This window comes from Thiothrix nivea DSM 5205, from assembly GCF_000260135.1.
GTDB classification, from domain to species: Bacteria; Pseudomonadota; Gammaproteobacteria; order Thiotrichales; family Thiotrichaceae; genus Thiothrix; species Thiothrix nivea.
Map to the genome: position 1 here is coordinate 369,000 of NZ_JH651384.1, position 15,976 is coordinate 384,975.

A 15,976-nucleotide genomic window follows, 5' to 3' on the forward strand; every position below is an offset into this window, starting at 1 on the left:
TCATTCAGGAGCTTCTCCTCATGAAAAAATTATTGTTGTCCGCCCCGGTCGTGTTGTTAGTCGCGTGGGGTGGGGCTAGCTGGTTTATCGGCCAGCAAACAGAGGCATCCATCAAACAGTTCCTCGACCAGCAAAATCAGGCATCTGCCCGTAGTGGTTTGCACCAGGAACTGGTCAGTTATGAAAAAGGGTTATTGAGTTCCAAAGCCATCACCAAAATGACCTTTGATGCGCCTCCTTTCAATGAGTGGGTGGGTGAAGTGCAAGTTATAAATAGCATCCAGAATGGGCCAGTCTTTTTCGGTGGCGGTAGCCCGTTACAGTTCGGCTCTGCCCGCGTCGACACCCAATTGGATATGGATTCGCTGGATGAAGAAAAACGCCAGTGGCTGACCACCGCTTTTGAAGGCAAACCGCCGGTGGAAGGGCATACCGTGCTCGGTTTTGGCGGTAATGCTGACTATGACTTCACCATCAACCCCATGAAGGTGGATAATGGCGCAACCATTGTGACTGACGCCATTACCATGCAAGGTTCCAGTACCAGCACCGCTGACATGCAAGGCACGATCAGCATTACAGCAGGCAAGGTGGAAATTAGGGATGACGCTTCCCAGATCAGCATTCCGTCCGCGCAACTGGAAGGTGAAGTCACCGGCATGGTCGGCGGGCAGGCGCTGGGCAATTTCGACCTCAAGGTTCCGGGTGTTTCCATTCTTGCAGCAGGTACAACCGTGCCGACCACCTTTGACCTTGCCATGCAGACTGGCAGCGATGTGAAAGACAATGAACTAGCCGGTAAGCTCACTATGCAGGCCAGCAATATCCAGGGCGTGGAAGACGCGCTCAGCAAGCTGGATTTCAGCATGGATATGGCCGGGCTGGATGTGGCCGGGCTGGAAGAACTGGGCAAGTTGCAAGCTGATATGCAAAGCCACCAGAACCAGATGGTCTGGAACGCCGATGCCATGGAAACCCCCGAAGGCCAGCAAAAGCAACAGGAACTGATGGAAAAAATCAACCAGACCGCCGAACGGGTCATGCAAGTCGCTTTCGGCAAGGTACTGAAAACCAACAAGAGCCACTTGCATAGCGTGCTGAAAGCGGAAAGTGCCAAAGGCGGGATCAATGCAGACATTGACCTGACCTACACGGGCGAAGGCGTTCCCTCACTGATGGAACTTGCCACTTACACCCCCAACGATTGGGGTCAAATGCTCAAGGGCAAGATCGCACTGGACGCCGACAAGGCCATGTTGCCGGAAGGCTTCGACATGCTGGTGATGCCATACGAGGAGCAGGGGCTGATTAAAATGGAAGGCGGCAAACTCAAGAGCGACATCGAACTGGCGGGTGAAAACGTCACCCTCAACGGCAAGTCAATGCCTTTTGCTGATTTGATGCAAATGCTTGCCCCGCAAGGTACGGGCATAGAAGGCGGCGACCCGGACATGGGCATCCCTGAAGACCTGATGCAGAAGATCGAGCAGGAAGGTCTGACACCAGAAGTCATCCAGTTGCTGGAAGAAAGTGATGATGTGCCACGCGAAACGGTTGAAATGCTCAGGCAATTACAGCAAATTCAGCAAGACGTGCAGGACGGCAAGATGCCGGAAGAAGACCAAAAGGGTACACAGGAGTAAATAACGATGGCCGATTCCCCCTACATCTTTGAAGCGAACCCGCAAAATTTCCAGCAGGTGGTGCTGGAAAACTCTTATCAAGTTCCGGTGCTGGTAGATTTCTGGGCTGACTGGTGTCAGCCATGCAAGACGCTGATGCCGCTGCTGGCGAAACTGGCCGACGAATACCAGGGCGGTTTCATCCTGGTCAAGGTCAACACCGACCAGCACCAGCAACTGGCGCAGCAATTCGGCGTGCGCAACCTGCCCACCGTTAAGGTGATTAAGGAAGGGCGTATTGTCGACGAATTCATGGGCGTGCAGCCGGAAGGTGAAATCCGCAAGATCATCAACCGTCACCGCGTGCGCAAGACCGAGCCGTACCGCCAGCAGGCATTGGCGATGTACGAAAGCGGCGACCTGACAGGCGCGGTGCAATTGATGGAACAGGTCGTGCAGCACGAACCGGATTTCTACGAAGCGGTGATTGAACTGGCCGGTATGCTGATCCAGTCCGAACGGGCGGAAGAGGCCGAATTCATGCTGCAAGCCGTGCCACCAGACGCCATTGAAAACGAAATCCTCAGCCAGTTGCTGGCCGAAGCCAAAAAAGCCAAATTGCAGGCGCAGGTGGTCGGGGTCGACACTTCAGCGTTGGAACAGCGGCTGGCTGAAAATCCCGACGACCTTGCCACCATGCTGGAGCTGGCGAAAATTCGCGTTGCGATGGATGACATCGAAGGCGGGTTGGAGCTGTATTTCACCGTCCACAAGAAAGACAGCAATTTCCAGGATGGGGCCGGCAAGCAGGGGATGCTCAGCACTTTTGAGCTGATCGGAGCGAAGAATCCGCTGGTGAAGAAGTATCGGAACAAGATGTTTTCGTTGATTTATTAAAAAAAGGGGAGAGGCATGAAACCGGAACACGAAGCCATCGTCATCAAGGCACGCAAAAACGCTGATGAACGCGCCAAAGGCTACCGCGAACAGGCGCTGAGAATGTACCCGTGGGTATGCGGACGTTGTGGCCGCGAATTTACTCACGCCAACCTGCGCGAACTGACCGTGCATCACCGCAACCACGACCACGACTACAACCCGCCGGATGGCAGCAACTGGGAACTGCTATGCCTCTACTGCCACGACTACGAACACCAGAAACTGCTGGAAGCCGCCTATGGCGGGTCAGCAGGGACGCAAGGCCCAGCCGCAGCCACCCACAACCCCTTCGCCAACCTGAAAGAAAAAATGAAAAAGAAATAACCTGTCACGTAGGGGCAGACTTCCGTGTCTGCCGTCTTCAACGCCTCAGCGGATCAAGCCTCCGCATGTTTCAACTTGTGGCTCACCTTCCTGAAACCGACCAGGATGTCATCAATAAACGTAAACACCGCCGGTACCACCAGCAAACTCAGGAAAGTGGAAGCCACCAACCCGCCAATCACCACAATCGCCATTGGCTGGCGGAAACTCGGGTCAGCCGCCAGCCCCAGCGCGGTCGGCATCATGCCCGCGCCCATGGCGATGGTGGTCATCACGATCGGCCTTGCCCGCTTGTGGCAGGCGTCCAGCAAGGCAGGAACACGTCCGTTCTGGTCACGTTCCCGCGCCATCACGGCGTAATCCACCAACAGGATCGAGTTCTTGGTCACGATCCCCATCAGCATCAGCAGGCCGATGACCGCAGGCATCGAAAAACTGCTGCCCGTCACCAGCAAAGCGACCAATGCCCCGCCCACCGATAGTGGCAACGCTGCCAGAATCGTGATCGGTTGCAGAAAATCGTGGAACAGCAGCACCAGCACGATGTAGATAAACAGCACGCCGATCAGCATCGCCCCACCAAAGCCGCCGAACAGTTCCGCCATACGCTCGGCATCGCCGGAACTTTGCTGCTCAACGCCGGGCGGCAGGGTTTTCAGGGAAGGCAGTTTCTCCACCATCGCATTGACTTGCCCGACTGGCAGGCCATTCAGTTCCACGTCAATGCTGACGTTGCGCTTGCGGTCGTAGCGGTCGATCTGGGAGGGGCCGCTACCCAGTTGTACATCCGCCACTGCTGCCAGTGGCACGGAACCATTGCGCCCCGGAATCCGCAACTGGCGGATGGTGTCGAGGTCGGCGCGTACTGCTTCGTCGAATTGCACGCGGATCGGCACTTGCCGCTGTGGCAGGTTGAGTTTGGGCAGGCGGGTGGAAAAGTCACCGTTGGTGGCGACGCGCACCACTTGCCCGAGGGCTTCGGTGCTGATGCCGAGTTCGGCAGCGCGGGCGTAATCCGGCTTGATGTGGATTTCCGGGCGTTGCAGGCTTGCGCCGGATACCACGTTGCCGATGCCCTGCATGGTGCGTAGGTCGCGTTCTGCGCCTTGCGCGGTCTTGATCAGCAGGTCGCCGTCATCGCTGGCCAGTACCACCTGCATCTTGTCGCCCGCGCCACCGGAACCAACGGTGAAACGTACCCCCGGCAGCGGTTTGAGGGCTTGACGGATGTCGTTTTCCACGGCGGTTTGCGCCCGTGAACGCTCTTCGCGGGTAGTCAGTTGCAGGGTCAGGGTGGCCTTGCGTGAATCCGTGCCGCTGCTCATGGCGAATGGGCCGCTGCTGACGCCACCGCCGCCGCCCACCATGGTGAAGACTTTTTTCACATCTGGCAGGGGGGCAAGCAACTGGCGAGCCTGTTCGGCAACCGCGTAGGTTTCATCCAGCGTGGTTCCCGGTTGCATTTCCAGCGAAACGGAGGTCAGCGCGGTATCGGCAGGCGGCACGAAGCCTTTCGGCAGCAACGGCACGATTTGTAGGGAGGCGACGAAAATGGCGATGGCGGCTACCAAAGTGATGATGCGGTGTTTCAGGCACCAGGCGACAGTCCGCATGTAGAGGCGCATGATCAGGCCGTCTTTTTGTTCCTTTGGCGGATGTGGCTTGAGGAAGTAGGCCGCCATCATCGGCGTCAGTAAGCGCGCTACCGCCAGTGAGAAGAATACCGCGACGGCGGCGGTAATGCCGAAGGATTTGAAGAACTTGCCGGGTACGCCGCCCATGAAGGCAGTGGGCAGGAATACGGCTACCAGCGTAAAGGTGGTGGCAATGACCGCCAGACCGATTTCATCCGCCGCTTCCATAGCCGCCTGATACGGCGTTTTGCCCATGTGCAAGTGGCGTTCGATGTTTTCCACTTCCACGATGGCGTCATCCACCAGCACCCCGACGACCAGCGCCAATGCCAGTAAGGTGAGGATGTTGAGCGAGAAGCCGAAATATTGCATCGCCATGAAGGTGGGGATAATTGCCAGTGGCAGGGCAGCTGCCGACACCAGCGTGGCGCGCAGGTTGCGCAGGAACAGGAACACCACCAGGATGGCAAGCGCCGCGCCTTCGTACAGCAGGTGCATGGAGCCGGTGTAGTTGGCCTGGATGCGCTCGATGGTGTCGTAGGCTTCGGCAATCTGTACTTGCGGATGGGCGCTGGCAAATTTGGCAATTTCCGCGCGTACCCCGTTCACCACGTCGATTTCACTGGCGCCACGTACCCGCGTGATCTGGAAACCGACCACCGCTTTGCCATTAAGCAGGGCATAGGTGGAACGTTCGGCAACGGTGTCGCGGATATGGGCAATCTGGTCGAGACGTACATGCCGCCCGTTAGACAGCGGGATGTCGATTGCGCCGAGTTCAGCCGCCGTATCAACCCGCCCTAGGGTACGCACGGACTGGATGCCGCCACCGACATCGCCACGTCCGCCGGGCGCATCCTGCTGCATTTGCCCCAAGCGGGTGGAAACGTCGGCAGCAGTGACGCCCATCCCCGTCATCAGGGCAGGGTCAAGTTCGATGCGGACTTCGCGGTCAACTCCGCCAACCCGTGACACTTTGCCTACGCCTTTGACTGCCATTAGCGCACGGGTAATGTCATTGTCGACGAACCACGACAGGGCTTCCTCATCCATGCTGGCGGAGGCGACCGTGAAGGTGACCAGCGGGCTGCCTGCGGTGGTGACTTTGGAAACCACCGGGTCGTTCATTTGTGCGGGCAGGTTGGCGCGGATGGTGTCGACGGCATTGCGGACTTCATTCAGCGCGACCTCGGTATCTTTCTCGATGTCGAATTCGGTGGCAATGCTGGCGCTGCTGTCGGTCAGGGTAGTGCGGACGTGCTTGACGCCGTTGATGGTGGCAAGCTGGTTTTCGATCTTGCGGGCGACTTCGCTTTCCAGCTGTGCCGGGTCAGCGCCTTCCAGCGAGGCATTGACAATGATGGTCGGCAAGTCAATGTCGGGGAAGTTCTGGATGCCCAGCGATTTGAAGCCTTTGACGCCGAGGAAAGTCAGCAGCGCAAACAGTAGGATGGCTGGAACCGGGTTGCGGATCGACCAGGCGGAAACGTTCATGATTTACCCTCTGGTTTGTCACCCAGGCTGCTGGCAGGTGGCTTGTCGACCACTTCCACTGTATCCCCGTCATTCAGGAACGCGCCACCGGTAGCCACCACCTTGGCGTCTGTACTCAGGCCGTCGAGGATTTCCACCTTGCCATTGGCGCGTCGCCCGGTTTTGACGGAACGTTGCATGACCTTGTTGTCTGTGCCGAGTGCAAACACGTAATTTTTACCGTCGCGCAGGATCACGCTGGCTTGCGGCACGGTCAACGCGGTTTCCGAGCCGGTGAGGATTTCGCCCTCAGCGAACATGCCGGGTTTGGCTGGGTTGCCCGGTGGCAGGCTGATGTAGGCGGTGGCGTTGCGGGTATTGGCGTCGAGGGTGGGGGAAACTACGCGCACTTCGCCTTCCACGCTGCCGCCATCCGGTAGGTTCAAGCGGGCTTTCTGGCCGGGCTGCACGCGCCCCATATCCTGGCTGGTGACGGCTGCTTGCCATTCCACGCGGTTTTGGCGTACCAGACGGAACAGTTCGGTACCGGTTTGTACGACTGCGCCGAGGGTGGCGGCGCGGGAGGAGATCACGCCATCATCCGGGGCGAGGATGCGGGTTTGCGCGAGGCGGATTTGCTGGGCTTCCAGCGCGGCTTCCGCCACCGCTTCGCCGGTCAGGTACTGGTCAATCTGCTGGGCAGGCAATGCGCCGCTGCTTTTCAGGAGGCGGGCGCGCTCGGCGTTGGCACGGGCTTCAGCGAGGCTGGCCTGCTTTTGCGCGACATCAGCTTTCACGGCGGCTTGCGCAAGCCGTACCAGTTCCTGGCCTTTTTTCACTTCGTCGCCAATATCCACCAGCACGTCGGTGACGCGCAGGCCGCCGATTTCGGAGGCAATGATGGCTTCGTGCCACGGGGCAATGGCACCGTTGGCGGTGATGCCGGTATTCCAGCTTTCTTCCACCGGCGTGGCAACACTTACCGCCAGCGCAGGCTTGGCGGGCAGGGCATCGGGCGCTTCTTCCGCCCGTACCGGCAGTGAGGGTAGGGCTGCCAGTACAGACGCAAGAAACAATGAACGGATAGCAAGCGCAGTAGAATTCTTCATATTAATGACTGCCAGTCAGTTGTTTGAGGCAAATCTTAAATGACCACTAGTCAGTTGTCGAGTTCTCTGATAAACATGACCTGTGATATTTTTTGGCTGTTATATTTGCTTTGTGATTATTGGTGTTCGCAAATCCGGTGTTCTGTATCACAGATTAATTTATGCGTTGTGGGCTAACATTTGTAACAGGGCTTATCTAGTAACTGGATGTTTACAAAGTTTATCAAAAGGTGCGTTTATGAAACTGGTATCGTCAAGCAATTGGCGGCTTTCAATAGGGGGATTTACGGCGTTATTGCTGGTCACATCGCTGCTGACAGCGTGTGGTGGTGGTTCCGCCAATAATACGGCAGGTAATTCGTCTGCGAGTGGGGATGCTGCGGGTAATGTGGTTGCGGAGAATAATGCGCCAACTGCTGACGCGGGTACGAACCGGACAGCCAATAAAAAAACCTCGGTGACGCTGGATGGCAGCGCCAGTTTTGACCCCGATGGGGAGATTGTCAGTTATGCCTGGAAACAGACGGCAGGCACAGAAGTGGAGTGGATAGATGCCGCTGCCGCAAACGCAGTGTTTACCATGCCAGATGTGTTGGCGGATGAAACCCTCACCTTTGAACTGACAGTAACGGATAATAGTGGTGGCAAAGCCTACAGTTCGGTCAATGTGCTGGTCAGGAACCGGTTGACGGGGTATTTCATTGCCCCACCGGTGGCTGGCCTGCATTATCAGACGCCCACTTTGTCTGGTGAAACCGGTACGAAGGGCGAGTTTGAATATAACGATAATGAACAAGTGACTTTTACGATTGGTGATATTTCCCTGGGTACTGCTTTGGCGGCTCCGCAAGTGACACCGTTTGATCTCGTGGGGATCACGCCGCCGATGGCCGCGGCGGAGGTCGATAAGGCAATCCAGGATTTCTGGAATACCAAAAAGCCAACCCCGCTGGGGGTGGTGGCCAATATTGCCCAGTTCCTCCAGACTGTTGACGAAGACGCCAACCCGGATAACGGGATTGCCATACCTCCCGCCTTGCATGACGTTGCCACCGGCCAAGCGTTGGATTTCAGCAAGATTCCGGTCAGGCCGGGGTATTCCGGGTATTGGCTTGAATGGGATAACCGCTATTCACCGTTATACCGGTTTATTGGCTTGGCAAGGCTCGCCGGTTTGTGGGGTGGTGTGCGCGTGGTGCGTGACCCGTTGTATGCATTGGATTCCCTCTATGCGGGGCTTGGGCTTGTGCCTGATATTTCAGTATTTTCCAAGAAACCAGGAGACCGATCATATTACAATGCCAGTTGGACTTGCGACTATAACGCCAATGGTAGGCAAACCCAATGTTACTATGAATACCCTCCTTCCGTTACTCGTGGGCTGATCTTTAATGGCCGTGCTGACGGTCCTCCTTGGGAATGGGACGCCAACGGTGGCGCTACAAAATACAATCGTTTTACCATGTTTGATGATGGCAAGGGCAAGGGGGGAAGCAAGAGAAAATATAGTTATAGTGGGTATACAGCCATGTACTCATATTATTACCCATATTATTCCCGGACTTGGGCGATGGATCCTATGGCCAACAAAATCACTGAATCTGTTTGGAAGGAGGATGGATCTTTGTCCAGTTATGCCGTCCATTCCTTTGACAGGCAGGGTAACAAAGTGCTGGAAGAATACGACAGCGATGGTGACGGTAATATAGACTCACGTAACGCATACGCCTATACCTATGATGAGCAGGGCAACAAAGTGCTGGAAGAGTTCGATAAAGATGCTGACGGCAATGCAGACTCACGTAACGCTTATGCCTATGATGGGCAAGGCAACAAAGTGCTGGAAGAGTTCGATAAAGATGCTGATGGCAATGCGGACTCACGTAACGCCTATGCCTATGATGGGCAAGGCAACAAAGTGCTGGAAGAGTTCGATAAAGATGCTGATGGCAATGCGGACTCACGTAACGCCTATGCCTATGATGGGCAAGGCAACAAAGTGCTGGAAGAGTTCGACAACGACGCGGACGGTAATGCAGACTCACGTTACACATATGCCTATGATGGACAGGGTAATCAAGTCTTGAAGGAGTACGATAGCAGCGACGCTGACAGCAATGCAGACTCACGTTACATATACGCCTATGACGGCCAGGGCCACAAGGTGTTGGAGGAATACGACAGCGATGCTGACGGCAATGTAGATTCGCGTTACATATACACCTATAACGTAGACGGGATTTTGGTTTTGCGTGAATACGATAGTAACGCTGATGGCATTATCGATCATCGTTACGAAAACGAAAATTTATCGACTGATATTTACATCAAGACTGGTAAATGGGCAAATTATCTAGATTGGGAATGGTGGCCTTATATAGATGATATAGGCAAGAAGCTAACCGGTATGAATGCTTCGTAAAAGTTATATCTCATATCATAAATAAAAATTATCGATAATCAAGCCGAAGCCCGGCTGAACGGACTATGCCCAGCCGGGCTTTGGTTCAGTCCCGTTCTGCGGGCTTTGATTATCCTGCTATGATTGCTATCATCCCCGCTTTTCCCTGGTACTGGCGGAATACAATGGAACTCAACCCCACCTACACCAAGATCAAAGACCTTCAGGGGCGCGTCGACGCTCTGAGGGGGTATCTTTGACTACGAAGTCAAAAGCGAACGACTGGAAGAAGTAAGCCGCGAGCTCGAACTCCCTGACGTTTGGAACGACCCCAAACGCGCCCAGGAACTCGGCAAGGAACGCTCGGTGCTGGACGGCATCGTCGGCGGCATCGACAAGATCACCTCCGGCCTGGCCGATGCCAAAGAGCTGCTCGAACTGGCCGAAATGGAAGACGACGAAGCCAGCGCCAACGCCGTCATCGCTGATGTGGACAGCATCGAGAACGAAGTCAAAACCCTCGAATTCCAGCGCATGTTCTGCGGCGAAATGGACATGAACAATGCGTTCCTCGACATCCAGGCCGGTTCCGGCGGCACCGAGGCGCAGGATTGGGCGGAAATGCTGCTGCGCATGTATTTGCGTTGGGGTGAGGCCAAAGGTTTCAAGACCGAGCTGATCGAAGCCACCGCAGGTGACGTGGCGGGTATTAAGGGCGCGACCATTAGCTTTGAAGGGCCATACGCCTTCGGCTGGTTGCGTACTGAAACCGGCGTCCACCGTCTGGTGCGCAAATCGCCCTTCGACTCCGGCAACCGCCGCCACACCTCGTTTACCGGCGTATTCGTTTCCCCGGAAGTGGATGACAACATCGACATTGACATCAACCCGGCAGATTTGCGCATTGACGTTTACCGCGCCTCCGGCGCAGGTGGTCAGCACGTCAACCGGACGGAATCAGCTGTGCGTATCACCCACATTCCGACCAATACCGTTGTACAGTGCCAGAGCGGGCGTTCCCAGCACCAGAACAAGGACACCGCGATGAAACAATTGCGTGCCAAGTTGTACGAGCTGGAAATGATGAAGCGCAATGCCGAAAAGCAGGCGCTGGAAGACAGCAAATCCGACATTGGTTGGGGCAGCCAGATCCGTTCCTACGTCCTCGACCAGTCGCGCATCAAGGATTTGCGTACCGGCGTGGAAACGGCCAACACCCAGGCGGTGCTGGATGGCGACCTCGATAAATTTATTGAAGCAAGTTTGAAAAGCGGACTCTAAGCATGAGCGAACAAGAACTCCCTCAAGAACATTCCGATGACAACAAACTGATTACGCAACGCCGCGAAAAGCTGGCGAAACTGCGTGAACAGGGTGTGGCATTCCCCAACAACGTGGTGCGCGACAACAATGCCGCTGACCTGCACGCGCAGTACGGCGAACACGACAAGCCGTGGTTTGAGGAAAACCCGGTGGAAGTGACCGTCGCCGGGCGCATGATGCTCAAGCGTTTGATGGGCAAGGCCAGTTTCGCCACTATTTCGGACGTATCTGGCCGCATCCAGCTTTACACCCAGAAAAACGTGCTGGGCGATGAGCTGTTTACCGAATACAGCCACTGGGACTTGGGCGATATTATCTGGGCGGCGGGTACGCTGTTCAAAACCCAGACGGGCGAGCTGTCGGTCAAGGTCAAGGAAATCCGCCTGCTGACCAAATCGCTGCGCCCACTGCCGGAAAAATTCCACGGTTTGACTGACCATGAGCAGCGTTACCGCCAGCGCTACATCGACCTGATCATGAACCACGAAACCCGTGATGCGTTTGTGGTGCGTTCCAAGATCGTCAGTTATATCCGCAATTTCTTCATCCAGCGCGACTTTCTGGAAGTGGAAACGCCGATGTTGCAGGTGATTCCGGGCGGGGCGACCGCACGGCCTTTCATCACGCATCACAATGCGCTGGATTTGCCCATGTATTTGCGGATTGCGCCGGAGTTGTACCTCAAGCGGCTGGTAGTGGGCGGTTTCGAACGCGTGTTTGAAATTAACCGCAATTTCCGCAACGAGGGGCTTTCCACCCGCCATAACCCTGAATTCACCATGATCGAATTCTATCAGGCGTATGCGACCTACCATGACCTGATGGATTTGACCGAAGCGCTGATGCGCGGCATTGCTACCGATGTGATTGGCAGCAGCGAAGTCGTCTATCAGGGTGAAACCTTCGATTTCAGCCAGCCGTTTACGCGTATCAGCGTGCGTGATTCCATCTTGCACTTTAACCCGAATGTCACAGGTGAGCAGATTGACACGCTGGAAGGGGCGCGGGCTGTTGCTACCAGCCTCGGTATTCCGCTCAAGGATAGTTATGGCCTCGGCAAAGTGCAGATCGAAATCTTCGAGAAAACCGTTGAGCATCGCCTGATGCAGCCGACTTTCATTACCGAGTATCCGGCGGAAGTGTCACCGCTGGCTCGTCGCAACGACGCCAACCCGTTCATTACTGACCGTTTCGAGTTCTTCGTCGGCGGGCGTGAGATTGGTAACGGTTTCTCCGAGTTGAATGACGCGGAAGACCAGGCCGAGCGTTTCATGCAACAGGTGGCGGACAAGGATGCGGGTGATGATGAAGCCATGCACTACGACGCCGATTACGTGCGGGCACTGGAATACGGAATGCCGCCGACAGCGGGGCAGGGGATCGGGATTGACCGGCTGGTGATGCTGTTTACCGATGCGCCGTCGATCAGGGATGTGATTTTGTTCCCCCATATGCGGCCAGAAGGATGTGTAGGGCTTGTCCTCGCAGCGGATGGAGCGAAGCGGAACCCGTAAACAGCCTGGTCGCGCAGCAATACCCCCAGCATCATCACCATCATCTGCAAGGGTGATCCTATCAGCTCGTGGGCAAGCTCCATTGTCCACGCTGATGTTTTTATCATCCGCGTATCCATGCCATGACTCCAAAAGGGCTGTCCTAAGCCCGCGCCGCCACAAATGCAAGGTGGAAAACTCCACCATCCGACAGACTAGCCCCTTTTGCGAATTTCGCATAATGCATACCGTGGTAAAATGGTTTAAAAAATCATAGCCATGTTTTAAAAATTCGATTTAAAAGATAATGGCAATGGTTTTAAAAGCCAGATAAATGGATTTCTATTTTCAATAAAACCGGGTTGGCGTTATATGTTCGCGCCTCTTAAAAAGTAGCGGCGGGGAGTATCAGAACAGTTGCACCGTACTTTATTCCGCGTAATCCGGCCTACTGGCCGCGACCATAACGCCAGAATCTGACGCCGTGCGCACCGCTGACTGTAGATGACAGCGGCTAATGCTGACATGCCTTTGATGGATAGTAAGGTTGGGCATGATCGTCACCTGAAAGCTGTCTTTGTGCGCCGTGCGCACCTGCTCGCGCATGTGAGCCGCACTGGTTACCGGTCGGATAGACAAAGGAAAGTGGGCTTGGGACATTCAGCCAGTGGATGATCATGTGGACTGATGGCGTAGCGCCTACCGGCTGCCCTGCCCACAGCGCGCAGTCGACGGAGCGGGGGGGTAGGGTGGCCGGTAGGCCGCTATCCCTTGTCATAAGGCACATATCTGGCCATTGGCCAAAATAAAGCCCCCTGCGTGGCTGCATACAGCTAACTTTTAAGCAATATTGACCTTTCGTCGGTTGCCCCATTGCGGCTAAACTGCCGATTACATTAGTTTTGGTTCGATGCCATAAAGTAAGGCATGGGTGGCTCCCGAGGTGTATCCGGAATAGCCAATATGACACCAGCGTGAACCTACCGAATTGGGGTTCACGGACTCTGCATGGCTTGGGCGTGTGGGGTTTCGCCTTAAGGCGGGCGACTGGGAAGAAAGTAAGGCCGAATTGTTGGAAGCAATCCGGCCTTGTGTCCAAGGCTCAACGTACACTTGAGGCTCCCGAACCGTGCAAACTATAACCCCTGCGGGTTCTGCCCGCAATCCGTCGGGTGACGTGTGGTCTACCGGCGGCGTGTTGTCCCCTGAATCCGCCAGCAAGTTGGATGCCTGGGTTTCCCGCCATTTGGCCAAACCTGCGGAACTCCCGCTGATCCCTCTGGCTGAGGTTCCCCGCTATGTTCCGGGGACTGCTATCCCGATAGCAGGTTACCAGCCCGCCGCCCACGTTCAGGAAACCGTTACCCTCCAGATTGGTGCTCAGGATGTGATTGTTAAGCACAAGATCACCAACGGTTCGTTGCCGAACCATGGGGGAGGGGGCAAACGCGGCAAGATCACCCAATTGTCGAAACCTTCCATCAAGCGTATGAAACTGGCAATCCGTAACGTGCCTGATGGTTCCGTCAAGTCCATGCTGACGCTGACCTACCCGAAGGAATTCCCCTGTGATGGTGACAAGGTGAAACGCGACCTTCGCGCCATGCGTAAATGGCTGGTGCGCCACCATGTCGGCGGTGTCTGGATTTTGGAATTTCAGAAGAGGGGAGCGCCACACTTGCACTTGTTCCTGACGGGTTGGCCGTCGGGCGGCATTGATGGGGTTGCCCGTGCCTGGTATCGGATCGTCGGTTCTGATGACCGTAAGCATCTGGACTGGCATTTGGGCAAGCTGTCCGGGCGTCCGTGCCTTGAGTGGATGCGCAAGCCGCATGTTGCCAGCCTGTACGCCACCAAGTACGCCGCGAAACAGGAACAGAAGGCCGTCCCCGAAGGCTTCACCAACGTGGGCAGGTTCTGGGGTGTGTTTGGCAACCTGCGCCCGGTCTGGCGTTTCGTGGTGGGGCATGGCTACACCTGCGGGAATGCCACGCGCCAACTGGTGAACCACTACAAATGCCGGTTTGATGAACGCGCCCTGCAAGGGCATTGGTTGCACAAGCTGTTTGTGTCCTCTGTCCTGTGGGGTGGTGCTGCTGAACTGGATGAAATCCTTGTCTTTGTGCAATGGACACCGTTTTAGGGGGTGCTGATGGGGAAAAATATCGACCTGTGGTCTGATTGTGAGCGTATCCCGTTGCGGTTTGCCGTCCATGTTGCCCAGCACAATGAAAGGGTGTTTGCCCGCGTTCTGGGTTGCCCGCGTGAACTGCTCACGGAACTGAAATATCACCAGCGCCGGGTGAAGTTTGCCGGGTCGGTTGAGCTTGCGAAGCCTGAATCGTGGGTTTGGGCGCATTCCGCCGGGTTCCGCCGGTTTTCCGGGGTGCTGCCGCCGCCAGAATCATGGGTGTCGGCCTTGAACCTGCCGCCGGATTCTGTTCTGATAGGGGAACCGGATGAAGGTATAAGGCTTATTTCTCTCCGGTAGGATTGGAAAATTCAGGTTCAGTTCCTTATTTTGTTTTTGGTTTCCTGCCTTGACCCTGGCCCGGTGTTCCAGCTTCACCGGGCCAACCCTCATTTTCCGGCCTTGGGCAGTTTCACCGCCAGTTCCTGGTCCTGCCATCGGATCACGATTTCGGGGGAGTCCTGAAGGGCGTCAACCCGCTTTTTGAGTTCCCGTTTCAGGCTGTAGACCTGCAAGGGGCTTCCTGCCAGTTCATGCATCAATTCCTGCCCGAAAATCGACGCCTTCACCATGTCGGGGGTGTAGCGGTTTCCCTCCGGGTCGACCAAAAAGCCTTCCCAGAAAGTCCAGCCATTCCAGCGCTTTGGCAGTACCCAATTTCGCATAATGCATATTATGTCAAATTGACATAATAAACGTGAAATGAAAAAATGAAGCAAGTAGAAAATAATAGCCTATACTTGATGATGTCAAAGGAAGTGTGTGTTCTAACAGGTAAATGGTGTCGCCCAAATGGATGGAAAAGTTTTCACAATGGAATCGTCTGGTTGCTTCGTTACTTATCAACAACGGCAAGCACAATACCAAAACACCCTTACTGCAAAGCATGATGCAATTTCCTGCCCCGTGTGTTCCAGCACAGCAGCAATTGTTAGGGCTCGTCGTCCCCGTTTCCGCAAGTTGTTTACCCAGAAAATGTTTTACCTTTGCCGTCAGTGCAAAACCCAGTTCTGGCACTGACGGGCATTGCACCTGATCGACGTTTACAAACGTTTACAAATGGGTGAATCATCCGGATTCTCGACGCTGCGTACAATCGTGTCGATGAAAGCGTTCAATTCATCCATTGTGATGGCGCTTAATATCTTGTTCATGATGTCAGGGTCAACCTGAGCAATGGTTTGTTTACCGCCCAGCAGTTGCAGGTAAATTCCCGCTGCGCTTTTCGCGCCGCTGTCATCGATCCCTTCCTCCAGCAAGGCTTGGTCTTCTTCGCTCAGTTCGTCGTAAAGGTCATCCAACGCATCCCACAAGTCGTCATCTACACCTTCAGCAATTTTCAGGACGATAGCGCCCTGCATCGGCTCCGCTTCTTGGATATAATCCAGATTGCGCTCCTTCAGCACACTAATGAACTTGTCGGCGACGCTTGAAGTGAAAAACAAATATTCCAGCATTTCATTCATA

General features: G+C 55.2%; 12 protein-coding genes. 8 read left to right on the top strand and 4 right to left on the bottom strand.

The features are described 5' to 3' along the window. Positions 1–20: 20 nt before the first annotated feature. From THINI_RS02025 to THINI_RS02035, 3 genes are read left to right on the top strand one after another with little or no spacing between them, the layout of a single operon-like run. On the top strand, positions 21–1,643 hold the full coding sequence (locus tag THINI_RS02025; RefSeq protein WP_002707019.1) for a DUF945 family protein: 1,623 nt from the start codon (positions 21–23) through the stop codon (positions 1,641–1,643). Between the two features lie 6 nt (positions 1,644–1,649). Next, a complete protein-coding gene (trxA, locus tag THINI_RS02030) occupies positions 1,650–2,519 on the top strand; it encodes a thioredoxin (protein WP_002707020.1) in 870 nt (289 codons plus the stop codon). A gap of 15 nt (positions 2,520–2,534) precedes the next feature. Beyond that, positions 2,535–2,885, top strand: a complete 351-nt coding sequence (locus THINI_RS02035) for a YajD family HNH nuclease (protein WP_002707021.1) — start codon at positions 2,535–2,537, stop codon at positions 2,883–2,885. Positions 2,886–2,938: 53 nt separating this feature from the next. On the opposite strand, the gene THINI_RS02040 is transcribed toward THINI_RS02035, so the two are convergent. Continuing rightward, a complete protein-coding gene (locus THINI_RS02040) occupies positions 2,939–6,013 on the bottom strand; it encodes an efflux RND transporter permease subunit (protein ID WP_002707022.1) in 3,075 nt (1,024 codons plus the stop codon). After that, positions 6,010–7,101, bottom strand: coding sequence for an efflux RND transporter periplasmic adaptor subunit (locus THINI_RS02045; protein ID WP_002707023.1), 1,092 nt, complete (start codon positions 7,099–7,101; stop codon positions 6,010–6,012). Before THINI_RS02045 ends, THINI_RS02040 begins: the two co-directional genes overlap by 4 nt. 112 nt (positions 7,102–7,213) lie before the next feature. Here THINI_RS02045 and THINI_RS02050 point away from each other — a divergent pair, with 112 nt between their 5' ends. The 5 genes from THINI_RS02050 to THINI_RS02070 all read left to right on the top strand — a co-directional run bounded on the left by THINI_RS02050 (position 7,214) and on the right by THINI_RS02070 (position 14,809). Continuing rightward, complete coding sequence (locus THINI_RS02050) at positions 7,214–9,523, top strand: PKD domain-containing protein (RefSeq protein WP_154724321.1); 2,310 nt, start codon at positions 7,214–7,216, stop codon at positions 9,521–9,523. 164 nt (positions 9,524–9,687) lie between these two features. Then, a protein-coding gene (gene prfB / locus THINI_RS02055; protein ID WP_002707025.1) for a peptide chain release factor 2 occupies positions 9,688–10,783 on the top strand; the annotation gives its coding sequence in 2 pieces (ribosomal slippage) (positions 9,688–9,759 and positions 9,761–10,783; 1,095 coding nt in all). 2 nt (positions 10,784–10,785) lie between these two features. Next, positions 10,786–12,339, top strand: coding sequence for a lysine--tRNA ligase (lysS, locus tag THINI_RS02060; RefSeq protein WP_002707026.1), 1,554 nt, complete (start codon positions 10,786–10,788; stop codon positions 12,337–12,339). Positions 12,340–13,447: 1,108 nt separating this feature from the next. Beyond that, positions 13,448–14,461, top strand: a complete 1,014-nt coding sequence (locus THINI_RS02065; protein WP_002707027.1) for a rolling circle replication-associated protein — start codon at positions 13,448–13,450, stop codon at positions 14,459–14,461. A gap of 9 nt (positions 14,462–14,470) precedes the next feature. Then, positions 14,471–14,809 carry a hypothetical protein gene (locus THINI_RS02070; RefSeq protein ID WP_002707028.1) on the top strand — a complete coding sequence of 113 codons (339 nt, stop codon included), beginning with the start codon at positions 14,471–14,473 and terminating at the stop codon, positions 14,807–14,809. Between the two features lie 89 nt (positions 14,810–14,898). Here the strand turns inward: THINI_RS02070 and THINI_RS02075 are convergent, their stop codons facing one another. Continuing rightward, positions 14,899–15,174, bottom strand: coding sequence for a DUF3653 domain-containing protein (locus tag THINI_RS02075; RefSeq protein ID WP_002707029.1), 276 nt, complete (start codon positions 15,172–15,174; stop codon positions 14,899–14,901). A gap of 378 nt (positions 15,175–15,552) precedes the next feature. Continuing rightward, the gene (locus THINI_RS02080; RefSeq protein WP_002707031.1) at positions 15,553–15,975 is read right to left on the bottom strand and encodes a hypothetical protein; all 423 of its coding nucleotides are present in this window, start codon (positions 15,973–15,975) and stop codon (positions 15,553–15,555) included. Position 15,976: the final 1 nt, after the last annotated feature.